Annotated in this window: 12 protein-coding genes; all 12 read right to left on the reverse strand. The window is 68.9% G+C overall.

Going from position 1 to position 25,811, the window contains the following annotated elements:
• Nucleotides 1–42: 42 nt before the first annotated feature.
• Nucleotides 43–1,485, reverse strand: a complete 1,443-nt coding sequence (locus RAB70_RS09765) for a glycoside hydrolase family 125 protein (protein ID WP_148827619.1) — start codon at nucleotides 1,483–1,485, stop codon at nucleotides 43–45.
• A 171-nt stretch (nucleotides 1,486–1,656) separates the two neighbouring features.
• Complete coding sequence (locus RAB70_RS09770) at nucleotides 1,657–3,099, reverse strand: 6-phospho-beta-glucosidase (RefSeq protein WP_148827620.1); 1,443 nt, start codon at nucleotides 3,097–3,099, stop codon at nucleotides 1,657–1,659.
• Nucleotides 3,074–4,009 (reverse strand): carbohydrate kinase family protein, encoded by a 936-nt coding sequence (locus RAB70_RS09775; protein WP_148827621.1) that lies wholly within the window; start codon nucleotides 4,007–4,009, stop codon nucleotides 3,074–3,076. The genes RAB70_RS09770 and RAB70_RS09775 overlap by 26 nt, the downstream gene beginning before the upstream one ends.
• Nucleotides 4,006–5,382: an APC family permease gene (locus RAB70_RS09780; RefSeq protein ID WP_148827622.1), complete on the reverse strand. Its 1,377-nt coding sequence runs from the start codon at nucleotides 5,380–5,382 to the stop codon at nucleotides 4,006–4,008. Before RAB70_RS09780 ends, RAB70_RS09775 begins: the two co-directional genes overlap by 4 nt.
• Nucleotides 5,379–7,298, reverse strand: a complete 1,920-nt coding sequence (locus RAB70_RS09785) for a beta-galactosidase (protein WP_148827623.1) — start codon at nucleotides 7,296–7,298, stop codon at nucleotides 5,379–5,381. Before RAB70_RS09785 ends, RAB70_RS09780 begins: the two co-directional genes overlap by 4 nt.
• A 604-nt stretch (nucleotides 7,299–7,902) precedes the next feature.
• A complete protein-coding gene (locus RAB70_RS09790; protein WP_148827624.1) occupies nucleotides 7,903–10,875 on the reverse strand; it encodes a TonB-dependent receptor in 2,973 nt (990 codons plus the stop codon).
• 632 nt (nucleotides 10,876–11,507) lie between these two features.
• On the reverse strand, nucleotides 11,508–14,237 hold the full coding sequence (locus tag RAB70_RS09795; RefSeq protein ID WP_148827625.1) for a glycoside hydrolase family 3 C-terminal domain-containing protein: 2,730 nt from the start codon (nucleotides 14,235–14,237) through the stop codon (nucleotides 11,508–11,510).
• Nucleotides 14,237–16,936 carry a glycosyl hydrolase 2 galactose-binding domain-containing protein gene (locus RAB70_RS09800; RefSeq protein WP_148827626.1) on the reverse strand — a complete coding sequence of 900 codons (2,700 nt, stop codon included), beginning with the start codon at nucleotides 16,934–16,936 and terminating at the stop codon, nucleotides 14,237–14,239. The genes RAB70_RS09795 and RAB70_RS09800 overlap by 1 nt, the downstream gene beginning before the upstream one ends.
• A 16-nt stretch (nucleotides 16,937–16,952) precedes the next feature.
• Nucleotides 16,953–19,451 carry a family 20 glycosylhydrolase gene (locus RAB70_RS09805; RefSeq protein ID WP_148827627.1) on the reverse strand — a complete coding sequence of 833 codons (2,499 nt, stop codon included), beginning with the start codon at nucleotides 19,449–19,451 and terminating at the stop codon, nucleotides 16,953–16,955.
• A gap of 119 nt (nucleotides 19,452–19,570) precedes the next feature.
• On the reverse strand, nucleotides 19,571–20,623 hold the full coding sequence (locus RAB70_RS09810; protein WP_148827628.1) for a glycosyl hydrolase family 18 protein: 1,053 nt from the start codon (nucleotides 20,621–20,623) through the stop codon (nucleotides 19,571–19,573).
• A complete protein-coding gene (locus RAB70_RS09815; protein ID WP_148827629.1) occupies nucleotides 20,623–22,317 on the reverse strand; it encodes an alpha-L-fucosidase in 1,695 nt (564 codons plus the stop codon). The genes RAB70_RS09810 and RAB70_RS09815 overlap by 1 nt, the downstream gene beginning before the upstream one ends.
• A 99-nt stretch (nucleotides 22,318–22,416) precedes the next feature.
• Nucleotides 22,417–25,077 (reverse strand): TonB-dependent receptor, encoded by a 2,661-nt coding sequence (locus tag RAB70_RS09820; RefSeq protein WP_148827630.1) that lies wholly within the window; start codon nucleotides 25,075–25,077, stop codon nucleotides 22,417–22,419.
• Between the last annotated feature and the right edge of the window lie 734 nt (nucleotides 25,078–25,811).

Raw genomic sequence — 25,811 nt, forward strand, 5'->3', positions numbered from 1 at the left:
CCCGTCGGGACTGAAGTCCCTCCCACAGATGCAGTGATCGCGTCAGGCCTTCAGCAACTGCGGCTTGCGCTGATGCAGATCGATGATCAGCTCGCCGAACAAGGTGTTGGCCCAGGCGAACCAGTCGCGGGTGAAGGTGCTCGGGTTGTCCTTGTCGAAGGCTTCGTGCATGAAGCCGCTGCCGGCGTCGGTGGTCTTGAGCCACTGCAGGCACTGGCGGATCTGCGCGTCGTCGTCGCTGGCCAGGGCGTACTGCATCAGCGACATCGGCCAGATCGTGCCCAGGCCGCTGTGCGGGCTGCCCACGCCGTCGGCGGCGCGGCCGCGATAGAAGTACGGGTTGCGCTCGCTCCAGGCCAGTTGCCGGGTGCGCAGGAACACAGGATCGCGGCGATCGCAGCAGCCCAGATAGGCCAGGCTCAGCAGGCCGGGCGCGTTGGCGTCGTCGATGAACAACTGGTTGCCGTAGCCGTCCACCTCGTAGGCCCAGAACGGCTGACCGTCGGCGTCGCGCATCTGCCCGAACTTTCGGGTGGCCGTCTCGACCTCGTCGGCCAGGGCGCGGCACTCGCCGGCGAAGGCGGTGTCGTGATGCAGCGCCTCGCTCATCGTCGCCAGTTGCCGCAGCGAGGTCACCGCGAACAGGTTGGCGGGGACGAACAGCGGATACAGGCAGGCATCGTCGGACGGGCGGAACATCGAGTGGATCATGCCGTTGGGCCGGGTAGGCTGCCCGTAGCCGTCCAGCACCAGGGTTTCGGTGGCCAGCGGCGAGGGCCGCTGGAAACTGTACGGGCCGCGGCCGTGCAGGCGCTGCTGTTCGCGGAAGGTGCGCACCACCACGTGCATGGCGTCGCGCCAGTCGTCGTCGAACGGCGCGGTATCGCCGCTGGCGCGCCAGTACTCGTGCGCCAGGCGGATCGGGTAGCACAGCGAATCCACTTCCCATTTGCGCTCGCCGACGCCGGGCTTCATCTCGGTGATGTCGGCCACCGACCACTTCAGGCGCTGGCTGGTGCCGTCGGGCAGGAAGGCGTTGGCGTAGGGATCCAGGCGGATGCAGGCGGCCTGGCGCTGGATCAGCCCATGGAACATGCGCCGCAGCGCCGGGTCGCGCTTGGCCAGCGGCACGTAGGGGTGCACCTGCGCGGATGAGTCGCGCAGCCACATCGCCTCGATGTCGCCGGTGATGACGAAGGTGTCCGGCTTGCCGTTGCGGGTGCCGGTTTCGACCGTGGTGTCGAGGGTGTTGGGGTAGCAGTTCTCGAACAGCCAGGCCAGGCGCGGATCGGCGATGCCGGCCTTGACCGTGCGCAACTGGCGCTCGACCGCGGCGCTGACGAAGCGGCGCTTGCCCGGCGGCGGCCGCTTGCTGGGCAGCGCGGCGGAGGCCGAGGCCGCGGCGGCGGCCGGCAGCGCCCCGCTCAACAGCGCGGCGCCGGCGCTGGCGCCGAGGAAGTGGAGGATGTCGCGGCGGGTGGGCATGGCCTGGGAACGCTCCGTGGAATCGACGAACGCTCCCGGCACGGGCCGGCACCGGGGAGGCGCCGGCCGCGGCCGGGAGGGCAGGTTGATGGTACCTATGACGGACCAATTTGCGACGACCTTACAACGTGTGGCCGTCCGTTGCATCCTGCGACCGCACAACCGGCCGGCTCAGTGGCGGTGATGCGCGCCGTGCCAGTGCATCGGTCCCGAGCACATGCACTCGCCGTCGTCGTCGCCGTTGCCGGCATGGCCGAACAAGGCCTCCAGCAGCCGCCGCGACGGGCTCCACTCGCCGATGGCCGGGTGGATCAGCATCGCCTTGCAGGCGTCCAGGTGACTGCCGCTGAGCGCGGCGTCGATGGCGGCGTGCTCGTAGGCCTTGACCGTGCGCACCAGGCCCTGGATCGCCTCGGGCATCGGCCGCGCCGGCAGCGGGGTGATGCGGTCGCGCTCGATGGTGGAGGAGATCTCCACGATGTCGTCGTCGGCCAGTTCCGGCATGCAGCCCTGGTTGCGCACGTTGACCACGTGCCGCCCCGGCAGCGCGCCGGTCAGTGAACTCATCACGTCCACGGCGATGCGGTGGTAGCCGGTGCTGGCGCGGAACGGGTCCGGCTGCGGCGCGAGGTCGTCGGCGAAGGCCGAGCCGGCCTCGGCCTCCAGCCGCATGTACGAGCCGGAGCGCTGCTGCAGGTAGGCGGCGTAGGTCTGCACCGCGCCGCTGCCGTCGCCGGCGTTGAGGCGGCTGCGCAGGTCGGCGATCAGGGTGTGGTTGAGCCGCTCGATCTCGCTGCCGCGGCTGGCGCCGCTGGCGCGCTGGTTCTCCAGGGCGCGACTGCGCTCGTAGTAGAAGTACAGGTACTCGGTGGGAATCAACCGCAGCGTGCGCAGCATGTCGAAGTCGAACAGCGGCGCCAGGTACAGCTGGCGCAGGATCGCGTCGTCGGCCAGGATGCGGTCGAGCACGTCCACGCCGCGCACGCGCACTGCGCGAATCCAGCCCAGGTGGTTGAGGCCGACGTACTCGCAGTCCACGTCCGCGGGCGGCTCGCCGAGCGCGCGGGCGATGTTGTGGAACAGCTCCACCGGCGTGTCGCAGATGCCGACCACGCGCGCGCGGGTGTGGCGGCTGATGGCCTGGGTGATCAGCCCGGCCGGGTTGGTGAAGCTGACCAGCCAGGCGTCGGGGCTGAGCCGCTCCACCATGCGTGCCTGCTCGATCGCCACCGGCACCGTGCGCAGCGCCTTGGCGACGCCGCCGGGGCCGGTGGTCTCCTGACCGGCGTAGCCGTGGCGGATGATGGTGTGCTCGTCGGTGGCGCGCTGGTGGATGCCGCCGATGCGGATGCTGTTGAGCACGAAGTGCGCGCCGTCGATCGCCGCTTCCGCCGAACTGGCCGCGTTGACCTGCAGCTCGCCGCCGAACTCGGCGACCACCGCGCGGCCCAGCGCGACCATCAACGCCAGCCGCTCCTGGTCCGGATCGTAGAGCACGATCTCGCGCGCGCCGAGCGCTTCGGCGGCATCGTTGACGCCGTACACCACCAGCGGCGCGCGCACGCCGCCGCCGCCGATCAGGGCGAGCTTACGGTTGGGAAAGGAACTGCTCATGGAGACTCCTGAGACGTGGGGGATCGGGAAGGCCGTCGAGCGCGCCAAGCGCGGTGCAGCAGGCGGCGCCGCACAGGCAGCCGCGCTGCGCGCAGGCGTCGAGGGAAAGGTGGTCCAGCAGCGCGTCGATGAAGCCGGCATCGAAGGCGTCGCCGGCGCCGGTGGTGTCCTGCACGGCGACCGCGGGCGCGGCGACCCGTCGCGCGCCGGCCGCATCCACCACGCAGGCGCCGGCGCCACCGAGCTTGATCGTCACCTGCGCCAGCCCCAGCGCCTGAGCCCAGGCGGCGCAGGACGCGGCATCGTCGCCGTTGCAACCGGCCAGCGCGGCCTCTTTCTGGTTGGGCAGGAAGTGATCGACCGCGCGGCAGGTGGCGTGGTTGTCCGGATCGGCCAGCCAGGGCGGGTTGAAGCCCACGTCCAGCGAGGTGCTGCAGCCGGCCGTGCGCAACGCCGGCAGCAGCGTGCGCGCCAGCGTCGCCGGCAGCGGCAGGGCGAAGTGCACATGGCGCGCGGCGCACATGGCCTCCAGTGCGGCCGCGCTGCCCAACAGCGGTTCCAGCTCGGCGTTGGCGCCGTGGTAGGTGAAGAACGAGCGGTCGTCGTGCAGCGACACGCTGGCGGTGACGCCGGTGCCGGCGGGGTGGTCGACCAGGCCTTCGGTGCCGACGCCGAACGCGCCCAGGCGCTGCGCGAACCAGTCGCGATCGCCGGCGCCGATCGCGCCGATCAGCGCGACCGTGCGCCCGAGTCGCGCCAGCCCGCAGGCGGTGTTGACGGTGCCGCCGCCGAGGTCGCGATGGTAGTGCCGCGCCATCGCTTCCTCGCCCGGCCCGGGCCAGCGGCTGAAGCCGCTGAAGATGTGGTCGAGATAGACCTCGCCGACCACCGCGACGTCATGGGTTTTCATTGCTGGAAGGGCCATGCTGCCTCGCGTTTGGCCTGGATGAGATAGAGCGCGGTGCCCGCGCACAGCGCCAGCACCGCCGCCAGCAGCCGCGGCAGCGGGCTGGTGGCCAGCAGCGCCAGCCAGCCGCCGACGCTGATCAGCAGCGGCCACGGGTACAGCGGCATGGCGAAGCGCGCGCGGCGCCGCGGCTGCCGCCGCAGCAGCACCACCGCCAGGCATTGCGCCAGGAACTGGAACAGGATCTGGATGATCATCAGCGTGGCGATCAGGTCGTCCAGCGACAGCGGACAGGCCAGCGCCGAGGTGATGCCGACGAACAGCAGCGACACCGTGGGGAAGCGCCCGCGCGGGTGCAGCCGCGCGAACACGCCGAAGAACTGGCCGGACGCCGCCGCCGCATACGGCACCCGCGAATAGCCCAGCAGTACCACCAGCGCCGAGCCCCAACTGGCGAGCACGATCAGCGCCACCGCCACGGTGCTGCCCACCGGGCCGTAGATGGCCTGCATGAAGTCGGCCACCACCGCCTTGGACTGCGCCGCCTGTTGCCACGGCAGCACGCCGAGCAGGGTCACGTTCAAGCCCAGGTACAGCACCGCCACGATCGGGATCGACCACAGCACCGCGCGCGGAATCGTGCGGCGCGGCTTGCGGATCTCGCCGCCGAGCATGCACACGTTGTTGTAGCCGCCGTAGTCGTATACCGCGATCAGCGCCACCGCGCCGAAGCCCAGCCAGAAGCCGTGCGGCGACGCCGGCCGCGCCTGCAGGAACTCGCGCGCCAGTGCCATGTCGAAATGCAGCGCGCCGCTGAGCACGATCCACACGCAGGCGGCGATCACCACCGCACTGACCAGCAGCGACAGCAACTGCACCGAGCTCACCTGCCGGTACAGCAGCGCGGTGTTGAACAGGCACAGCGCCATGGCGATGCCGGTGAGCGCGGTGTGGCTCAGCCCGGGCATCAGGTAGGCCAGGTACTGCGCGCAGCCGACTGCCGCCGCCGCCACCGACAGCGGCGCGGTCAGCAGCGTCTGCCACAGGTAAAGGAAACCGAACAGACGCCCGGCGCGGTCGCGGCCATAGGCCTCGCGCAGGTAGTGGTACGGCCCGCCCGAGCGCGGGATCGCCGAACCCAGTTCGGCCCACACCAGGCCGTCGCACAGGCACAGCAGCGCGCCGACCACCCAGCCCAGCAGCACCGCCGGCCCGGCCAGCGCCGACAGCGCCAGCGGGATGGTGATGAACGGGCCGATCCCGATCATGTTGAGCAGGTTGGCCGACAGCGCGCTCCAGAACCCCAGCGTGCGCGGCGGCGCGCCCTGGTCCGCGGCGGACGAAGAGGACGCGACGGGGGCGGCGAGCGACGTCATGTGCATGCGCGATCCTGCGGGGAGGGAAGGGAAGCGACGGGCTGCATTGCGGGCGTGGGGACGAGAGCGTCGGCGCAGCGCACCACGCCCGGTTGCAGCCGATGCAGATCGAGGATCAGCACTTGGTTGGCCCCGGCGCGGAGCCAGGCGCCGGGGCAGTACAGGCATTGCTGCGGGCCGATGTCCCAGTAGCGGCCGAGCAGGCGCCCGTTGACCCACAGATAGCCCTTGCGCCAGTCGCGCATGTCCAGGTGCACGTCGCCGGGCTGGTCGAGGGTGAATTCGGTGGCGAAGAACAGGCCCGGGCGCTGCGGCGGCGCCTGCAGCGGGCGCAGCGACGGCGTCGGGTCCGCGTCCAGCGCCAGCCCGCGCACCTCCCAGCCATGCAGCTCCTGCCCATCGAGCCGCACCGGACCGAGCAGGCCCTTGCGATCGCCCAGCGCCGGGCCAAAGTTGATGTGGCCGAAACTGTCGACCAGCACCTCCAGCTCGCGCGTTTCCTGCGCTGCATCGGGCAGGCGCAGGTGCAACGCGCTGTGCAGGCGCGGATGCCGCACCCGCGACACGTGGTCCAGTTCGCGCCCGTCCAGATGCACCACCGCGTAGTCGTGGACCTGCCCCAGGTGCAGCGACTGGCCCGCGCCGATCCGGCGCCGATACAGCACCAGCCCTTGGTCCTGGCCGAGCAGGCGCTGGTTGTCGATCGGGGTGTCGGTCTGCAGCGCAGGGCCGAGGTTGTCCCACAGCGCGGCCACGGGCCTGGCCTGCACCGCGTCGAAGTGCGCGCGCCGCGGTGCGGCCGGTAGCGGCGGCGGTGGCGTGTCGGCTTGCGCGGCGATGATCTTGCGCAGCGTGAAATAGGCCGGCGTCGCACGGCCGGCTTCGTCGATGGGCGCGCCGTAGTCGTAGCTGGTCAGCGCCGGCTGGAACTGCGAGCCGTCGTCCTCGGCGTTTGCGCCAGCGCTGAGGCCGAAGTTGGTGCCACCGTGCACGACATACAGATTGAACGAATAGCCGGCGGCGGCGATGCGGCGCAGCAGCGGGGCATAGTCGCGACGCGCGAACTTCGGCTCGCCCCAGTGCGTGAGCCAGCCGGGGTAGCCCTCGGACACCCACACCGGCGCTTGCCCGGCAAAGGCCGTGGCCGCCTGCAGATCGTGCAGATCGGGACCATCGAGGCCTAGCGCGGCGCCGGGCAACATCGCCTGGCGCCGTCGCAGATCCTTGAGCCCTTCGGCCAGCGAGAACGGCCCCTCGACCCCATGCGCCCGCCACAGCGCGGCCAGCGCCTGCAGATAGCCGACGTCGCTGCCGTGCATCGAGTACTCGTTCTCGATCTGCAGCATCAGCACCGGCCCACCGGCACTGGCCATCAACGGCGCGATGCGCGGCGCGATCGCCCCGATGTAGCGCTCCACCGCGGCCATGTAGCGCGCATCGTGGCGATCGCGCAGGCGGATGTTCGCCTCGCGCAGCAGATACGGCGGCAACCCGCCCAGCGTCCACTCCCCGCACACATACGGACCGGGGCGCAGATACACCCACAACCCCTCCTGCTGGCACAACCGGATGAAGCCGACGAAATCGCGCTCGCCGCTGTCCAGATCGAACTGCCCCGGCGCCGTTTCCAGCGCATTCCACATCAGATACAGCGCGATGGTGTTCAACCCCATCGCCTTGGCCATGCGGATGCGATGCAACCAATCCGCCTTCGCGATCCGCAGCGGATGCAGTTCGCCACTGCGGATCTGCCACGGCTGCCCATCCAGCGTGAAGCGCCCCTGCGCGAAACCGAACGCGTGCGGCCGCCCGTCCGGCACCGGCGCTGATGTTGGCACCGCTGCGCGCAGCATCGGCATCGCCGCCAAGCCCAATGGCGCCAGCAAGCCGAACCGACAGAAGGCGCGGCGTTTCAATGCGCGCTCCAGGAGGAGCGTTGCAGTTGCAGTGGTTGTTGCTGTTGCTTTTCAGCTTTTGATCTTCCCGGGTCCCCTCCGCAGCGGCGGAGCTGGCGGGTCAAACCCCCCGCAGGGGGGCGGCGCACAAGGACGTGCGCCGTTTTCGGTCGGGGCACGATGCCCCGTCCGAAAATCCCGCTAGCGGAGCGGACCCGCGTAGCGGGCGCGAAGGCGGGGTGTGCTTTCTTTTGGTTACTTTTCTTTGCACAAGCAAAGAAAAGTGACTCGCCGCCAGGCGAAAGCTTTTGCTTTTGCCTTCCAACATTCCCAGTAAAGCCCGTCGGGACTGAGGTCCCTCCCACAAAAAGCGTGGTCCAGGCGAAGTCGGTAAGGCCTGTCGCGGCTGAAGCCGCTCCTACGACAAGCGGTGTGCGCGCTGCGCGAACGGGCTGCCGATGCAGCATGGTCCATGCCGCATCGGTAAAGCCCGTCGGGACTGAAGTCCCTCCCACAAAAAGCGTGGCCGAGGCGAAGTCGATAAGTCCCGTCGGGACTGAAGAAGCTCCCGCGGAGACCCTGGCAACGCTCCGCCATGGCATCCCAGTGCGCACGCCGCCGCGCCCTAGAACGCGTACTTGACGGTCAACAACGTCATCATGCCGGCATCGACGATGTCCGACACCGCCAGATTGTGCCGGCCCACATGGCCCCAGTAACTGTATTCCTTGGTGAGATTGGAGATCGACAGATCCACATTCACCCCGTTGTCGAACCGATAGCCCGCATGCAGATCCACCCGCCGCGTCGGCCGCGCCCACAGATCGTCCCACGGCGCGTTCTGGTGCAGGAAATCGTAGTTCAGCAGATACGAACTGCTGAAGTGATAGCTCAGGTTCACCGAGAACTTCGAGCGCTCGTAGAACAGCTCCAGATTGGCCATCGCATTCGGCGCCGACTGCATCTGCTCGTCCTCGAAGCCGACCATGCCCAGATCCGCGTGCGCATGCTGGCGCGTGGCATTGGCGCTGACGCCCAGCCCGTCGAACGGCGCCGGCAGATCCTGGAAGCGCTGCCGCGCGCTGACCTCCACGCCGTAGACGCGGCCGTCGCCGCCGTTGGTCGGCATCTGGTAGAACACCGTGCCGCTGCCGCTGGTGCCCGAATTGGCCTGGCCGGAACCCGCATCGTAGATGTAGTGATGCAGGCGCTTGTAGAAACCGGCCACCGAGAAGAACCCGCCATGGTCGGTCGCCCACTCGCCGGACAGGTCCAGGTTGGTCGAGGTGATCGCCTTCAGGTCCGGATTGCCCTGGCTGATGGTGGTGATGCCGTTGGAGATGTTGATCTGGCTGCCGCCGCCCAACTGCACGAACGCCGGCCGCGTATAGCTGGTCCACAGCGCGGCGCGGTAGGTGGTGGCGCTGTCCGGGCGCCAGGTCAGGAACACGCTCGGCAGCGGCTGGTCGTAATGCGTGCTGTTGGCGGCGAAGTAGCCGACCTGCTGGTTGCCGTCGCTGTCGGTGGGCGTGGTCCAGAAGGTGTTGTGGATGCTGGTGTGCTCGAAGCGCACGCCGGGCACCACTTCCAGGCTGCCGAAGGAGAAGGTCGCCATCGCGTACGCGGCGCTCACCGCCTCGGTGCCGCGCATGGTGTTGCAGTTGTAGTTGTTGACGTAGAACGCGCTGCCGCAGGTATCCAGGTCGTCGTCGGTGAGGTGGTTGGCGATGACCTGCGCCACCGCGCCTTCGCTGACCCGCGGCGTGGCCCAGTGGTACTTGCCGGGGAAGATCGCCGCGTAGCCGCCGTTGAAGATGCCCAGGTCGCCGAGCGTGCTGGTGTCGGGCACCGGGCCGGTCCACCAGTCGCGGTTGCTGTAGTGGCGGCTGCTCTTGCTGTACTTCACGCCGAACTGCAGCGCGGTCAGCGCGCCGTCGGCGAAGTCGTAGCGCGCGTCGAACTTGGCGCCGCCCTTCTTCTGCCCGGAGTAGATCTTGGTCGATTCGCCGTAGCTGCTGGCGTACAGCGAGGGGATGTTGTTGACCTGCGCCAGCAGCGCCGGGGTCAGCTGCGGGTAGGGGAAGGCGCCGCTGCCGTAGCGCATCAGGCTGCTGCCGGAGTAGGCGAAATTGGCCTGGCTGAACTTGTCCTCGCGCCCGTCGATCTCGATGTGGTCGGGGCGGTCGTTGTCGCCGAAGCTGTAGAACAGGTTCGGCGACAGCGTCCAGTTGCCGGCGGTCTTGCGCGCGCCCACCTGGAAGGTGGCCAGGTCGGCGATTTCCGGGTTGGTCTCGTACCAGAAGCGCGCGGCGATGCGGTTGATGTTGGGCGAATACACGCCGGGCGTGGCGGTGGGCACGAAGCTGACGTCCTGCGGCAGCAACTGCACGAAGGTGGTGCCCTGGTCGGTCTTGGCGTAGGCGTAGGTGGCGCGTGCGTACACCGACAGGGTGTCGTCCACGTTCCAGTCGAAGGCGGCGTTGCCGCCGTAGCGGCGCTCCCAGCCGGCGACCACGCCGACGTTCATGCCGGTGCTGGTCAGGTTGTCCTGCGGCGCGTAGCCGGCGGCGTTGCTGCCGTCGGCATTGGCATGCAGGAATTTCCAGGAGCCGTCGTTGAGCGCGCTGGTGGCCGCGGCCACCTCGCTGTTGGTCGAGGTGCGGTAGTCGTAATAAGCGCTGGCGTAGAAGCCGAACTGCTGCTCGTCGCCGAACTTGTGCTGGAACTCGCCGGCCAGGCCGCCGCCGAGGCCGTCGCCGCCGTAGTCGCGGGCGCGGCTCTCGACGCGGCCGCTGACGGTGACGCTGCCGCTGGTGGCGTCCTTGTAGTCGTAGGCGGTGGGCGTGCGGAAATCCAGGGTACCGCCGATCGCGTCGCCGTCCATGTCGGCGGTGGAGGTCTTGTTGGCGACGATGGTCTGCAGGCCGGAAGGCGGCAGCAGGCTCAACTGCACGCTGCGGCTGTACGGCATGCCCTGGGCGACGGTGACGCCGTCGATCAGGTTGACGTTGTACTCGGAGGGCAGGCCGCGCACCGAGGCGAACATGCCTTCGCCGCGCGCGGCGCCGTCGACGCCGCCGAAGTAGCCCGAGCCGCTGTAGGTGATGTTGATGCCGGCGATCAGGCCCAGCGCCTCGGCGACGTTGTGCACGGCGGTGTGCTCGAGATCGTTGGCCGACAGTACGTCCACCGTGTTCGAGGAGTTCATCTTCAGCGTGCTGGCGTCGTAGCGGTTGGCCGCCACGCTGATGGTCTGCAATTGCTTGGCCTCGTCCAGCGCGATAGACACCGTGGCGGCGCCGCTGTCGGCGACCTGCACGGTGGTTTCCGGCGCGCTGAAACCGGGGTAGTCCAGCTGCAGTGCGTACTGCCCGGCCGGCACGTCGGCGATGACGAAGCGGCCCTGGGCGTCGGTGACGGCGCTGAGCGCGGTGCCGGCGATGGCCACTTTCGCATGGGCGGCGGGCTTGCCGCTGCTGCGCTCCTTGAGTTCGCCCTGCACGGTGCCGGCCAGCGCCGGTGCGGTGGCGGCAAGGCCGGTGATGGCCAGGATGGCGGCGCACAGCGCCTTGCGCTTGCAATAGGGATGGGTTGCCACGTGACACCTCGCTGATCGTGATCGGTGCGGGCACGCGCCGAAGGCGACGCGCCGCTGCGTTCCTGGAAGGCAGACACGGTGGACGGAAGGCGCGCGCGCTCGAACCGCACGCCAGAGGGCGTGCGAACAGGACAGAGCGAACGGCGACCGACGCGAGGCGTCTGCCGGCTGGGCGGACCGTTAGATGGCGATCAGTGGCGTGGCGGCGAGTAGCCGGCGATGCACTTGGAGCGCGAACGCAGCGCGCTCAGCTTGTAGCGACGGGTCATGCGCAGCGGCCCCCATGCGTGCCCGCGCGGAACGCGGACGACAGGCAGGGCGCCGGAACTCCGGCGAGGCATCGATCCTGGCTGCGACGACTGCATGACATGGCACATCACCCCTGGAACTGCCCTGGAAAACGCCGCAAGTGCTGCGGCGTTCGGCGCGTCTGGCATCGTCGATGCGCGGCACCGACGTGTTATCGATACCTCTGTCCCGGAAGACTGTCAATAGCTCGTGAAAAATAAAGTAGCAGGACGCTGCAACGTGCGGGGATGGCGCCCGGCGGCGGCAGCGCGCCGGGCCGTTACGCTGCACCGCCGCATGCGCTGGCGCATTTCGTAGACAGGGGCCGTGGGCGGCCCCGTCGCTCACTTCGGCAGGGCCATGCGCCCGCTGATCGAGAACGCCGCGTCCTCGCCGGGCGCGCCGGTACCGGGCTGGCCGCCACCGACGAACAGCCGGTAGTCGCCGGCCTCGACCGCGCGCTGGCCGCTGCGGTCGACGTCGCTGAGTTGGCGCGGGTCCAGCGCGAAGCGCAGCGTGCGCGCCTCGCCCGGCTGCAGGTGCACGCGCTGGAAGCCGACCAGGCTGCGCAGCGGCGACTGCGCGCGCTGCGGGTACTGCAGGTAGACCTGCACCACCTCGTCGCCGGCGCGCGCGCCGGTGTTGCGCACGGTGGTGCTCACCTGCAGCGGCTGGCCGGCCTGCAGCGTCGCGGTCGACAGCTGCGGCGCGTCGTAGGCGAACTGGGTGTAGCTCAGCCCGTAGCCGAACGGGAACAGCGGCTCGCCCTTGAAGTAGCGGTAGGTGCGGCCCTTCATGTCGTAGCTGACGTAGGGCGGCAGATCCTTGGTCGAGCGGTAGAAGGTCACCGGCAGGCGCCCGCCGGGGTTGATGTCGCCGGCCAGCGCCTGGGCGATCGCGGTGCCGCCGGACTGGCCCGGATACCAGGCGGCGATGATCGCGTCGGCATGCTGCTTGGCCCAGTTCAACGCCACCGCGCTGCCGCTCATCAGCACCACGACGAGTGGTTTGCCGCTGGCCTTGGCCCGTTCCAGCAACGCCTGCTGCGCCGCCGGCAGCGCCAGGTCGTTGCGGTCGCCGCCGTCGAAGCCGGGCACGTCGATGCGCAGTTCCTCGCCTTCCACGTCCGGCGACAGGCCGACGAAGGCCACCACCGCGTCGGCCTGCGCCACCGCGCGTTCGGCCTCGGCCAGTTGCAGCGCCGGCGGCGCCAGCCACTCCAGGCGCAGGCCCTGGTCCTGGCCGCGGTGTTCCAGCTCCAGGCGGATGCGCCGCGGCCGCGCGTCGTCGAAATGCAGCACGGTCTCGACGTTGCGGCCGTCGGCGTTGTGCATGCCGGCCGGCACGTGCTTGTCCTCGGCGTTGCCGGCCACCACCAGCTGATCGTCGATGTACAGGCGCACGGGATCGTGGCCGGCGCAGTCGAAGCAGCGCGCCACCCGCACCGCCAGGGTGTAGTCGCCCGGGCCGGGCGGCAGCAGTTCGCCGCTCCAGCGCACCGAGTAGCGATCCTTGTCCACGCCCTTGGCCGGGGCCACGTGGTCCCAGTTGAAGCCGACCACGCGGTCCTGGCGCTGCACGCGCGGCGTGCCGGCCAGGTCCAGGTTGTCGAAGTACTCGCCGCGCAGCCCGGGCTTGCCGTCGCTGCGCAGGGCGGTCTCGGGGATCATGCCGGGCACGCCGGCGGCCAGCGGCGCGCCCTGCGCATAGGCGACCTGGGCGACTCCGAAGCGCGTGCGCAGGCCCTGCAGCGGCGTCACCGGCTGCACCGAGGTGCCCTGGTAATTGGCTTCCAGCGCGGCCAGCGCGTCGGCGTTGGGGCCGAGCACGGCCAGGCGCAGGCCCGGGCGCAGCGGCAGGGTGGCGTTGGCGTTCTTCAGCAGCACCAGCGATTGCTGCGCGGCCTGCAGCGCCAGCGCGCGGTGCGCGGCGCTGTCGATGTCCCTGGCGCCCAGCCGCGCATACGGATCGTTGCGCGGCGGCTGCAGTTCGCCGAGCCGGTAGCGCGCGGCGAACAGGCGCACCAGCGAGCGGTCGAGCAGGGCTTCGTCGGCTTCGCCGCGGTCGAAGGCGATGCCGAGGTCGCGGTAGGCGTAGCCGCAGTTCAGATCGTGCCCGGCCTTGAGTGCGGCCGCGGACGAGCCGGCGTTGTCGGGGCGGTAGTAGTGGAACTGGGTCATGTCGTCGATCGCATCGCAATCGGACACGACGAAGCCCTTGAAGCCCCAGTCGCCGCGCACGCGGCCGTCGAGCAGCCAATCGGCGGCGCAGGCGGGCGTGCCGTGCAGGGAGTTGTACGCGCACATCACCGAGCCTGCCTGGCCGTCGACGATGGCGGCGCGGAACGCCGGCGAATAGGTCGCCTCGAAATCGTGCGGCGACACGTCCACGTCGAAACCGTGGCGGCCCGGTTCCGGCCCGCTGTGCACGGCCAGGTGCTTGGGCGTGGCGATGGTGCGCGGATGCGCCGGATCGTCGCCCTGCAGGCCGTGGATGAAGCCGACCGCGAGCCGTCCGGTGAGGTAGGGATCCTCGCCGTAGGTCTCCATGCCGCGGCCCCAGCGCGGGTCGCGGAAGATGTTGATGTTGGGCGACCAGATGGTCAGCCCGGCGTAGCGCGGATGGTCCTTGCCGGGGCCGCCGGCGAGATTGAACTTGGCCCGCGCCTCGGTGGAGGTGACGGTGCCGACGTCGTGCAGCAGTTCGGCGTTCCAGGTCGCGGCCAGGCCGATCGCCTGCGGGAACACCGTGGCTTCGCCGTTGCGGGCGATGCCGTGCAGGCCCTCGCTCCACCACTCGTAGGCGGGTACGCCCAGGCGCGGGATCGCCGGCGCAGCGTTCATCGCCTGCGCGATCTTCTCGGCGCGGGTCATCTTCGCCACCAGCGCGGCGGCACGGTCCTCGGCCTCGTCGGCATGGGCGAGCGGGGCGGCGAGCAGGCCGATCGCACACAGCGCCAGGTAGATGCGCCTTTGTGGGAGGGACTTCCGTCCCGACGCTTTACCGGTAATGCCCCGTCGGGACTGAAGTCCCTCCCACAAGGTGACGCCCGCCCGCGACATCGGCTTGCCCATCACTTCGCCTCCGCCGGCTCGGCCGGCGCACCGGCCAGGGTCCCGCCCAGGTCGCGCACCTGCAGCGCCGCGCGCACCTGCTCCAGGGTGGCGCTGCTGTGCACGCGCACGGTCAGCGGTTCGCCCGGCAGCAGGTCGAAGGCGTTGTCGGACAGGGTCACGTCGAGGTCGCCGAAGCTCAGCCACACCTGCGCCGCAAGCGTGGCGCTGCTCAGGGTCAGCGCGTAGCCGTCGCCATCGGCGCGCAGCTCGCTGCGGATGTCGGCCTGCGGCCACTGCAGGCGCTTGGCCGCGTCGAAGTACACCAGGGTGCGCGACAGCACGCGCTCGCCGTCGAGCAGCTCGAACACCGCCACGCTGCGGCGCGGATCGGCGCGGCGCAGCAACTGCGCATCGCTGAAGCTGCCCACGCGCACGCTGGACAGCGGCGCCAGGGTCACCGGCTTCTCGGTCTTGCTCAGCACCTTGCCGGACAGATCCATGACCCGCATGCGCCAGCGCGCGGTCAGCGGCGTGGTGCGGTCGGAGACCAGCGACACGGTGGTCTGGCCCTTGTCGTCGCGCAGTGCGGCGATCAGTTCCGGCGCGTAGAAGCGGCGCGCGTGGTACTGCAGCGCCTTCCAGCGGCCGAAGTAGTCCAGGCTCGACCACGACGCGCCGGGCCACACGTCGTTGAGCTGCCAGTACAGCGAGCCCATCGATTGCGGCCGCGAGGCGCGCAGGTGTTCGGCGGCCAGGGTGATGCCCTCGGCCTGCATGATCTGGCTCAGGTAGACGAAGCTGGCGAAGTCCTTGGGTTCGCCGAAGGCGCGGCGGATGTACAGCAGCAGGCGCTGGTTGCCGTTGCCCTTGTCGAACTTCTGGTGCGCGCGCATCACCGGCGATTCCGGCTGCAGGTCGCCGGGTTCGGCGAAGGCGCGGATGGTGCGCATCTCGGGGAACGACTGCAGGCCGTATTCGGACATGAAGCGCGGGGTCACGTTGAGGTATTCGTTGACAGGCAGCGCCGGGCCGCCCCAGACCTTCCAGTAGTGCATGTCGCCGTCGTCGGGCTGGTCGGCGGCGCCATCGAAATCGGTACCCGGCGAGGTCGCCCAGTACGGGGTGTCGCTGTCGTACTTCTGTACCGCCTCGCGCAGCACCGTGCCGAACAGCGTGGTCATGCCGCGGACGATGCGCTCGCGCTCTTCCGGGTCGATCGACTGCTTGAACTTGATGCGGTCGCCCCAGTTCTCCCAGCCGGTCTGCACTTCGTTGTTGCCGCACCAGATGACGATGCTGGGGTGGTCGCCCAGACGCCGCACCTGCTCCTCGGCCTCGGCGCGGGTGTTCTCGCGGAAGGCGACGTCGTAGGGCGGGATCGCGCCGCCGAACATGAAGTCCTGCCAGATCATGATGCCCAGGCGGTCGGCGTCTTCGTAGAAGCTGTCCGGCTGGTAATGGCCGCCGCCCCACATGCGCAGCATGTTCATGTTGGCGTCGCGCGCGGACTGCAGGAAGCCGCGCATGCGCGCGGCGTCGACGCGGGTGGGGAAGCTGTCGAACGGAATCAGGTTGGCGCCCTTGGCGAACACCGGGATGCCGTTGACCACCAGGGCGAAGCTCTTGCCCCACTGGTCCTTCTCGCGGCGCAACTCGACGCTGCGCAGGCCGGTGACGCGCTGCACGTCCAGGCGCTCGCCGGCGGCATCGCGCAGCTGCGCCTTGAACGTGTACAGGTCCTGGCGGCCGTAGCCGGCCGGGAACCAGCGCTGCGGCTTGGCGATGCGCACCGGCACGGTCAGGGTGTTGGCACCTGGATCGACGACCGCGCGCTGGCTGAACTGGCCGACGCGCTGGCCATCGGGGCCGAGCACGTCCAGGTCCAGCTGCACCTCGCCGCTGCGGCCGGCCTGCACCTGCAGTTGTGCCAGCAATTGCGCCGCGTCGGCGTCGACGCGCTGCTGGGCGATGTGCAGGCCGTCCACGCGCAGGTCGTCCCAGGCTTCCAGGCGCACGCCCTGCCAGATGCCGGCGGTGACGATGCGCGGGCCCCAATCCCAGCCGAAGTTGTACGGCGCCTTGCGCACGTAGGTGGAGCTGTGCCGCGCCACCGGCTCGTCGCCGAACGCCGAATCGTAGGCGCCGGGCAGCGCGTACGGCTGCTTGGACAGCCACGGCTGGATCTTCTTGATCGGCGAGGCGATGCGCACTTCCAGCACGTTGTCGCCGCGCTTGAGCAGCGGTTTGGCGTCGACCCGCCACTGCCGGAACATGTTGTCGGCGGCGAGCAGCTTCTTGCCGTTGAGGTAGACCTCGGCGAAGGTGTCCAGCCCGTCGAACACCAGTTCCAGGTGCGGGCGCGCCAGCAGGGCCGCGTCGACCTGGAAATGGGTCTGGTACTGCCAGTCGCTGAGCCCGGCCCACTGGATCTGCGCTTCGTTGTCGCGATAGAACGGATCGGGCACCACCCCGGCGGCGATCAGGTCGGTCTGCACCGTGCCCGGCACCTGCGCCGGCAGCCATTGTGCGGCCTTCGGGTGCGCCTTGGCGTTGGCGTCGCCCGGCGCCAGCCGCACCTGCCAGCCCTGTTGCAGCGACAGTGTCGCCGGCGCCGCCGCCTGGCCCAGCGCCGGCAAGGCCAGCGCCAGCAGCAGCCCGAGGCGGGCAGGAAGGCGCGTGCGCGACGCGGAACGGGGGCGGCGGGGCGGCTGGGTCATGCGAGGGTCTCCGTGGTCAGTGCGCGGCGGCGGGGGGCGCCTGCGCCGCGGTGTCGATCAGATGGACGGCGCCGATGGCGTAGTACGGGCCGGCGATGGGCGCGGTGGAGCGCAGGCACAGGTCGTGCACGCCGGTCTGCCTGGGCAGACGCGCTTCCAGCGCGAACTGGTCGCCCAGGGTCTTGCCGGCCGGCAGCGGCAGCCGCGCCAGCAGCTTGCCCTTGCAGTCGCCCAGCCGCACTTCGAACTCGCCGCGCGGGCTGTGCGCCGGGTAGCGCTTGACCTTGGCCTGGTCGTGCGCCAGCCCGTAGTTGCGCGCCAGGCGCGCGGCGTCGATGCGGATGCGGTCGATGCCGTCCAGCCGCGCGTCGGCGTAGCGCCAGCAACTGGTGAACAGGTCGATGTTGAACACCGGCGTGTCCTGGTCGGCCAGGTCCGGCAGCAGCGGCACGCGCAGGCCCAGCTCGCCGCCTTCGCACGAGGCCAGGCCCTGGGTATCGCGGCTGAGCAGGTTGGCGCGGTCGAGGATGCGGCTGCGCGGCGCGGCCAGCAGACGGCCGTCGTCGGCGAAGGTGGCCGCGCGCACGGTCACCGGCAGGGTCACCGCGAACGGCGCGGTGTAGCGCGGCGAGTCGGCCTTGGGCTCGCTGCCGTCGGTGGTGTAGCGGAAGCTGCCGAACTTGGCCTGGTTGCCCAGCACCACGGTGGCCTTCCCGCTGTCCAGCGCGGCGTTGTCGCCGCCCTGCACGGCGATGTCCGGGGCGAAGGCGCCGTCGCCGTAGGCGATGCCCTGCAGGCGGTAGCGGTCCAGCTGCGCCGGCATGCGCTGCAGGAAGCCGTTCCAGTCGCGTGCGGCCATCGGCGACCAACCCGCCTCGGCCACCGCGCTCAGTCGCGGGAACAGGGCATGGTCGATATGCCAGGTGGAGGGGATGTACTCGCTCCACAGCGCCGCCTGCACGCCGAGCACGTGCTTGCTCTCCTCGGCGCTGAGCGCCGCCGGCACCGGGTCGAAGCCATAGACCTTCTGCAGCGGCAGCGTGGCCAGGCGGCCGTTGGGCTCATCGTTGCGTGCGCTCTGCAGGTTGTCCAGGTACATCCAGCCGGCCGGTGCCAGCACCACGTCGTGGCCTTGCTTGGCGGCGGCGACCGCGCCATCCACGCCGCGCCAGGACATCACCGACGCACTGGCCGGCAGCCCGCCTTCCAGGATCTCATCCCAGCCGATCAGGCGCCGCTGGTGCTGGGTCAGGTAATCGGCCAGCTGCTGGTTGAACCAGCCCTGCAGCGCGTGCGCGTCCTTGATGCCGAGCTTGCGCATCTGCGCGCGCACCGCCGGCGAACGTTCCCACTGATCCTTGACCGCTTCGTCGCCGCCGATGTGGATGTACGGCGAGGGGAACAGCTGCAGCACTTCATCCAGCACGCCGCGGATGAAGGTCATGCTCTTGTCGTTGGTGTTGAACAGGTACGGATTGACGCCCCAGTCCACCGACACCTTGGGCCGCTGCCGGGTCACCCCGACCAGTTCCGGATAGGCCGCCACCGCCGCCTGTGCGTGCCCGGGCATGTCCAGTTCCGGCACGATGGTGATGTGGCGTTCGGCGGCGTAGGTCACCAGGTCGCGGATCTGGTCCTGGGTGTAGAAGCCGCCGTAGCGATCGGGCAGGCCGTGGGTGCCCGCGCCGGGCGGGGTGCGCCAGGCGCCGATCTCGGTGAGCTTGGGATAGCGCTTGATCTCGATGCGCCAGCCCTGGTCGTCGGTCAGATGCAGGTGCAGCACGTTGAGCTTGTGCTGGGCCATCGCGTCGAGCAGGCGCTTGACCGTGTCGGGGCCATGAAAGTGCCGCGCCACGTCGAGCAGCACGCCGCGCCAGCCGAAGCGCGGCCAGTCGCGGATATGCACCTGCGGCACGTCCACCTCGCCCTTGCCGGCGTCGGGGGTCATCAACTGCCAGGCGCTGATCGCGCCGTAGAACAGGCCGCGCTCCTCGCGCGCCTGGATCAGCATGGTGCGCGGATCCACGTCCAGCGTGTAGCCCTCGGCCTGCGCGACCTCGGTATTGGGATTGAGCTGCAGGCGGATGCTGCCGTCGGCGGGGATGGTCTCCGCACGCACTTCCAGCGACAGCCCGCGGGTCTTGCTCAGCAATTGCGACAGTTGCTGCGCCACGCGCTGCGCGCCGGCGTCGTCGAGGGGCACCGACAGCACGGCGCCGGTGCCGATGGTCAGGGTGCCGCCGTCGCGCTCGGCCTTGGCCGGCGCCGGGATCAACGGCAGCGGCGTCTTGTCGTCGTCGTCATCGTGTCTCGGGGCCGGCGGCGGCGCTGCGGCAGGCTTGGACGCGGGCGCCGGCGCTGGCGCTGGCGGCGGAGTGCGGTCGCAGCCGCCGAGCAGGCTGCCACAGGCGAGCAGGGACAACCCCAGCCAGGCGTTGCGGGAGGCCGCCGCGATGCGCGCGGCGGCGGGCATCGGGCGGTGCGGCAATCGGGGGTGTGCACCCACTGCAGTCATCGGTCTACCTCAAGCGATCGAGATGCGTATCGTAGAGGCTGTGAGGTAGCCTGGGGTGAGCGCGGCGCGTTCGCTGCGCGCCGCGTGCCCGTCGTGTCGCATCTCGGTCGTGGGGCCGCTCAGCGCGTCGCGGTCGGCAGTTCGTCCCAGACCTTGGGATCTTCGGCGCCCAGCACCCAGCAGCTGAAGCCTTCCAGACCGTATTGCTTGGTCAGCTCGTAGCGGGCGCGGAAGCTGCGCGCGTCCGGGCGGAACACCCATTCGCGCATGTCGTCGCGGTAGAAGTAGAACCACGATTCCTGCTCCACCGGGTCCCATTGCACGGTGGCATGCTGCTCTTCCGCCAGCGGGAACGATTCGTCGGCATCGATGTAGTCGGCGGTGATGTTCGAGGCCTCGGTGCCGTCGGCCTTGACCGGATTGCCGGTGTACCAGCGGTAGCCATAGGTGGCGATGCCCAGCGACAGCTTGTCCTTCGGCACCTGGGTCAGCGCGTAGTCCAGGTGCTTCTTCATCCACACCATGCCGTCCACCGGGCCGGGCGCGGTCCAGCGGGTGTGCTGGTCGTAGGTCATCAGGCTGATCAGGTCGGCCGAGGCGCTCAGCGCCTTGAGGTCGTAGGCGCCGCGCCAGTACTCCCACATCCACTTGGCGAACGCGCCGCCTTCGGCATAGCCGGGCGCGTTCGGCACCACCGCCACCGACAGCTTGAAGCCGGCCTTGTGCAGCGCCTCGGCGGTCTGCTTGACCATCAGCGAGTAGGCGTCGCGGTCGGTCCAGGCGATGCTCTCGAAATCGAACTGGAAGCCGTAGTAGCCATGCTTGCGGCCGTGGATCAGCAGCGCCTGGATCATGCGCTGCTTGGCGTCCTCGTCGTGCAGCAGCTTGTGGAAGCCCTCGCGCCCGGCGGTCATCGACAGGATCGGCATCACCCGCAGCTTGTGCTGCTTGGCGATCTCGTACAGGTATATGTTCGGGGTGCCGTTGACCAGGCCGCTCTGGTCCACGCCGTACCAGGTCGGCACCACCACGTCGATCTTGTCGAGGTGGGCCAGGAACGAATTGGTCGATTTCTGCGTGTTCATCAGATAGAACAGCGCGGTCGGGTTCTTGGCCATGGCCGGCCCGCAGGCCAGGGCGAGGGCGAACAGCAGCCCTGCGAAACGCTTCATCATCGGGAGGAATCCGTTGGCGGAGTGGGGGAGGACAGGTCGATGCGGAACACGTAGGCGTGTTCTCCCACCGGCTTGGCCGGCAGGCGCAGGTGCAGGCCGTCGGCGCGCTGCTCGAACGGCACCGGCTTGCCGTTGGCGAGCAGGGTGACGCCACGCACGCCATCGGCCGGCTTCAGCGAGCGGATCAGCGCCTGGCCGTCGACCGGCCAGCCCAGCTCGATCGCGTACAGCGCGCCGTGGCCGGTGGTGAAGCGGAAATCCTCGGGCGTGTACGGCTTGGTCTTGGTGTCCTGGAAGGTGCCGCCGACCACTTCGGTCGGGCCTTCGCCGTAGCTGCGCCACGGCGTGCTGTCGTAGATCGCCTCGCCGTTGGTCTTGAGCCACTTGCCGATCGACAGCAGGATCGCGCGTTCGGTGTCCGGGATCGAACCGTCGGCGCGCGGGCCGATGTTGAGCATCAGGTTGCCGTTCTTGCTGACCACGTCCACCAGCATGTGGATGATGAAGGTCGGCGTCTTGTAGGTGTCGTTCTCGACATAGCCCCACGAGGCGTTGCTGACCGAGGTGTCGGTCTGCCAGTGCGTGGGATGGATGCCGGTGAGCTGGCCGCGCTCGATATCGAGTGTGCCGGCACCTTCGGGGAAGGCGCCGAGCTTGTAGTTCACCACCACGCCGCCCTTGGCCGCGCCGTGGTTGTAGTAGTACGACAGCATGGTCGGCAGGGTGCCGCGGAAGGTCGGGTGCGCGATCCACCAGTCGAAATAGATCAGGTCCGGGTCGTAGCGGTCGATCAGTTCGGTGGTGCGCGCCAGCCAGTCGTCCAGCCAGGCCTGCGACACCGGGGTCCAGTCGTTGGTGACGTCGGCGTCGTCCTTGCCCGGCAGGCGCACCTGCGCCGGGCCGTACAGGCCGGCGTAGCGCGGGTCGTTGACGTCCGAGTCGAACTGGCGGCCGCCGTCGAAGAACCAGTCGTGCTCGGCGCGGTGCGAGGACAGGCCGAAATGCAGGCCCTGTGCGCGGATCGCCTTGGACAGCTCGCCGAGCACGTCGCGCTTGGGACCCATCTTCACCGCGGTCCAGTCCGACAGCTGCGAGTCGTACATGGCGAAGCCGTCGTGGTGTTCGGCCACCGGCACCACGTAGCGGGCGCCGGCGTCGCGGAACAGGGTGGCCCAGGCCTGCGGATCGAACTTGGGCGCGGTGAACAGCGGGATCAGGTCCTTGTAGCCGAAGCGCGACTGCGGGCCGTAGGTTTCCCGATGGTGCAGGTAGTCCTTGCTGCCCTGCTGGTACATGTTGCGCGAATACCACTCGTTGCCGAAGGCCGGCACCGAGAACACGCCCCAATGGATGAAGATGCCGAACTTGGCGTTGTCGTACCAGGACGGCGAGCGGTACTGCTTGAGCGAGGTCCAGTCGGGTCGGAACGGTCCGCCGCGCGCGCCATCGTTGGCTTCGCGCACCAGCCGCGCGCGTTCGGGCGCGTACTTGGCGGTGGCCTGCAGCCACTGCTGGTCGATCTGTTCCGGACTGAGGGTGGTGGCGGTGGGCGCGGTCGGCGACGGCGCGTCCGCGGCGCTGGCGGGCAGGGCCGTCAGCGCGAGCATGAGGGCCAGCGCGCTGGCCAGGGTCTGGCGTGCGGCTCCGGCGTGGCGGGATCGGTCCGCACGGGGGCGGGTCTCGGTCGTCATGGAACGGCACTCCTTGTTGCAGAAGACGATGCCGGCGCCGCCGCGCCGGACACGAAAAAGCGCGCCACCGTGGAGGGACGGTGGCGCGCCGGTGCTACATCAGAACTTGAAGTTCAGCTGCGCCTGGTAGCCGCGGCCGTTCTTGTACATGCCGATCGGCGCGTACTTGACCTCGTTGTACCAGTAGTACGTCGAGTCGAGCAGGTTGGTCGCGCTGAAGCTCACGCTCATCCAGTCGTTGATCTCGTACGAGGCGGTCAGGTCCAGCTGCTTGTACTCGTCGGTGAACACCTGCGAGTTCAGGCGGCCGACCTGGGTGAAGTACTTGGAGCGGTAGCTGTAGTTCAGGCGCACCATCCACGGACCGTTTTCCCAGTAGGGGATCACGTTGTAGGTGTTCTTCGACAGGTACGGCAGGTTCAGGCCGGTGCTGGCGTCGGCGGTGGCGTAGGTGTAGTTCGCCTGCAGACCGAAGCCGTAGCCGAAGGCCTGCTGGTAGTTCAGCGAGGCGCCCTTGACCTTGGCGTCGGAGGCGTTGATCGGCGAGGTCACCGTGAACAGGCCGCTCACGCCGCTCACCGCATCGGTCAGCTGCTGCTGCGAGGTGGTGGTGACGATGTACGAGCTGATGTCGCGATAGAACAGTTCCGCCGACAGCATGCTGGACGGGGCGAAGTACCACTCGGCGGCCAGATCGTAGTTGGTCGACTCGTAGGGCTTCAGGTCCGGGTTGCCGCCGCTTGCGGTCAGGTTGCCGTTGCTGCTGTTGATGGTGAACGAGCCGGCCAGGTCGCCGTAGCGCGGACGTGCCATCACCTTGGCCACGGAGAAGCGCAGCACCTTGTCGGTATCCAGATCGTAGGCCAGGTTGAAGCTCGGCAGCGGCTTGTAGTACTGCTTGCCCACCTGGGTCTGGTTGTAGGTGGCGCCGCCATCGGCGCTCTGCCAGTACAGCGACTTGTCCTTGGTGTCGACATAACGCACGCCCAGGTTGCCGCGCCACGCGCCGGACTCGAAGTTCAGCTGCGCGTACAGGTCGCTGGTGATTTCCTTGACGTCGAACGAGGAGCCGTAGTCGCGGTTGTACGGACCCTGCGGCTGCCCGCGCAGGTAGCTGATCACCGAGTTGAGGTTGGCGGTCGGCCAGTTGGTCAGGTCGCCGCTGGCGCCCAGGCCGTCGTACAGACCGCTCGGGGTGGTGCCGGGGCTGAAGTCGGTCAGCGAAATCGCATTGGTGGTGTTGATGCGGTTGCCGCGGGCGTCGACGCCGTTGTCGTGGTTGATGTACTTGTAGCCGAGCTGCAGCTTGTTCAGCGGGCCCCAGTCCAGATCGCGGGCGGCGTCGAACTGGAAGTACTTCTCCTTGTCCGTGCTCTTGGCGTAGTAGATGCCGCCGGCCTGCATCGCCGAAGCGGCAGTGGAACCGGGCGCCAGGCCGGCCGGCGAACCGACCAGACCCCAGTTGGCGGCACTGGCGTTGTCGTAGTTGACGTCGGTGTGGCTGCCGTCGTAACCGAAGTTGTAGCCACCGTCCTTCAGCAGGAACTTCATCAGGTATTCGGGGTTCTTGCCGCCGGTGGCCTCGGTGGTACCGACCTGCGAGGTGAACACCCACTTGTCGCCGTAGAAGTCGTGGCGCAGGTTCAGGCTCTTGGTGGTGACGGTGCTTTCGCGGTAGTTGGTGTCCAGCTGCGCATACGGCTGCTTGCCGTTGCCGGCGCCATCGGTGACCGTGGCCTGGGTGACGTAGCCGTTCTGCACGGTCGCGCTGGTGATCTTGTCCTGGTCGCCGCAGCCCGGGCAGACGTAGCGCGATTCGCTGAAGTTGTTGTACTTGCCCTTGATGTAGATGCCGGTCAGGTTGAACTCGTTCTGATCGTTCGGCTTCCACTGCAGCGCGCCCTGCAGGCCGTTGCGCTCGCGGGTCTGCTGGAAGAAGGCGCTGTTGATGCCCACCGGGATCTTGGCGGTCGCGACGTTGCCACCGTCGCCGGAGATGCGCGCGGTCGGCGGGATGCCGGCGCCGGTGTTGTAGCCGAAGAACTCGATGCCGGCGCGCGACAGATCCTGCTTGTCGTGGGTGGCGGAGATCAACGCGCCGAAGGTCTCGTCGTCGTTCTTCCAGCTCCACAGCGCCGAGCCGCGCGGATTGCCTTCTTCCGAACGGTCGTTGTAGTTGTAGCCGATCGAACCGCGGATGGTGTTCTTCGGCAGGTCCAGCGGCTTGCGGGTGTGCACGATCACGGTGCCGCCGATCGAGCCTTCGTCGATGCGGGCTTCCGGGGTCTTGTAGACCTCCATCAGGCCAATGATTTCCGGAGACAGCAGGGTGTAGTTGAAGGTGCGGCCGCTGGTGTCGGTCGGGTTGCCGCCCCAGTCGCCCGAGGCGATGGTCTGGCCATTGAGCAGCACGCGGTTCAGCGCCGGGTCGGTGCCGTTGATGCTGACCTTCTCGCCTTCGCCGAACTGGCGGTCCACGCTGATGCCCGGCAGGTGCGCCAGCGACTCGGCGGCATTGGTGTCCGGGAACTTGCCGATGTCCTCGGCGCTGATCGCATCGACGATGGAGTTGGCCGAGCGCTTCACCGACTGGCTCTTCTCCAGCGAGGCGCGGTAACCGGTGACGGTGATGGCATCCAGCTGCTGGACGTTCTTGGAATCCGCGGTGGCGGAAGCGGGCGCTTCCTGCGCGGCGGCGTTACCGGACAGGTACAGCGCGGCCATGATGCTGAGGGCTAAGGTAGTGGTGCGGCTATTCATTGGCTAAACCTCTGGGTGAGTACTTGGGCATGAGGTGCCAACCGATGTTCCGGCGTGCTGGCCGCTGCCCGGCCTTGTGGATGGCGCCGCGCCTTGTGGCGCTGCGCGGATCGCATCTCGATGCGCGTCGTCCGGTCGCTGACGCGGAAGTAGCCAACCGGCGGCATCGAGGGCGCCAGTCCTTCCTGTGTTCCTGCAGATAACAACCAAGTCCAGCAATACAGCAGTGCACCTTGTCGCCTGATCCGGACGCCGCTGCGTCCGGCCCGGCTCGGGGCGTGGTTTCGTCGGTTCGGGGATGCCGGTCGCAGCGTCAGCGCGCGTCCTGCCACTTGGCGCGGGAGGAGCGGCGATGCGTCGCTGTGTCTGAATCCCCTGAACGTGGCATGTCTTGAAGTTGTAAAACTTGTGTGAGCCGAGTCTGTCGTAGCGCTGACAGCGTTGTCAACACCCGTTTCACGTGGTTTTGACGAATGCAGGCAAGGCTCGCCGCGGCATCTTTCCGGAGGCTTTCGCGGCCCTTCTTTTGCGTCTCCTAGGTGCTTGTCTACAAAAGAAAACATGCCCGCGGAGGGCGGCGGTGTGCCCGTGGTAGTCGCGAGGCCCTGGTGCGACAGGCGCTGCCGGTTGACCGGGCGTGTGGCAGAAATTTGTGCAATGCGGCGAAATTTTGCGACGGATGTTCACCCATGCAACGCGCCCTGCGATCGGTCGCTCGAACGGCCGGGCGATCG

The organism is Xanthomonas sontii (assembly GCF_040529055.1).
GTDB classification, from domain to species: Bacteria; Pseudomonadota; Gammaproteobacteria; order Xanthomonadales; family Xanthomonadaceae; genus Xanthomonas_A; species Xanthomonas_A sontii.

Coding starts and splice junctions, on each gene's coding strand:
- RAB70_RS09765 (WP_148827619.1), bottom strand. CDS start 1,485: ATGCCCACCCGCCGCGACATCCTCCACTTCCTCGGCGCCAGCGCCGGC.
- RAB70_RS09770 (WP_148827620.1), bottom strand. CDS start 3,099: ATGAGCAGTTCCTTTCCCAACCGTAAGCTCGCCCTGATCGGCGGCGGC.
- RAB70_RS09775 (WP_148827621.1), bottom strand. CDS start 4,009: ATGAAAACCCATGACGTCGCGGTGGTCGGCGAGGTCTATCTCGACCAC.
- RAB70_RS09780 (WP_148827622.1), bottom strand. CDS start 5,382: ATGACGTCGCTCGCCGCCCCCGTCGCGTCCTCTTCGTCCGCCGCGGAC.
- RAB70_RS09795 (WP_148827625.1), bottom strand. CDS start 14,237: ATGGGCAAGCCGATGTCGCGGGCGGGCGTCACCTTGTGGGAGGGACTT.
- RAB70_RS09800 (WP_148827626.1), bottom strand. CDS start 16,936: ATGACCCAGCCGCCCCGCCGCCCCCGTTCCGCGTCGCGCACGCGCCTT.
- RAB70_RS09805 (WP_148827627.1), bottom strand. CDS start 19,451: ATGACTGCAGTGGGTGCACACCCCCGATTGCCGCACCGCCCGATGCCC.
- RAB70_RS09810 (WP_148827628.1), bottom strand. CDS start 20,623: ATGAAGCGTTTCGCAGGGCTGCTGTTCGCCCTCGCCCTGGCCTGCGGG.
- RAB70_RS09815 (WP_148827629.1), bottom strand. CDS start 22,317: ATGACGACCGAGACCCGCCCCCGTGCGGACCGATCCCGCCACGCCGGA.
- RAB70_RS09820 (WP_148827630.1), bottom strand. CDS start 25,077: ATGAATAGCCGCACCACTACCTTAGCCCTCAGCATCATGGCCGCGCTG.